1 pseudogene is annotated in these 449 nt (G+C 43.0%); it reads left to right on the forward strand.

Features of this window, described 5'->3' with window-relative positions:
* Positions 1–356 (forward strand): annotated as a pseudogene (locus JHD74_RS26085) (tyrosine-type recombinase/integrase); the annotation flags it as partial.
* Between the last annotated feature and the right edge of the window lie 93 nt (positions 357–449).

Below are 449 nucleotides of genomic sequence, written 5' to 3' on the forward strand. Positions count from 1 at the left end.
CCTGTCCAGTTTGAGTAACCAAAGGGACAAGAGAAGCAGTTGCTGCATTGATTAAGCTGGACAATTTGTACAGTAAAGACTACTTATTCCAATCACGGGGCGGTTCTTGCCAACATATCTCAACCCGACAATACAGCCGTATTTTTCATGGATGGATAGCAAAGCTTGGCCTCGACGATTCGCTGTACAGCACACATTCCATGAGAAGAACAAAACATTACCTGATATATAAGAAAACCAAGAGTCTTCGTGTGATCCAACTCCTGCTTGGTCATAAGAAACTGGAAAGCACGGTTCGTTATTTGGGCATTGAAGTCGATGATGCGTTGGAGATCTCTGAGTCTATCGAAGTCTAGGATTGTCAGGGCTGCAACTGCAGCCCTGTGCCAGTAGCGGAAGTATATTTGATTGTAGAAAAACTAACACCATGTTTTCTTATAACATTACTC

The sequence above is a fragment of the Serratia sp. ASV30 genome, assembly GCF_016428815.1.
Lineage (GTDB): Bacteria > Pseudomonadota > Gammaproteobacteria > Enterobacterales > Enterobacteriaceae > Chania > Chania fonticola_C.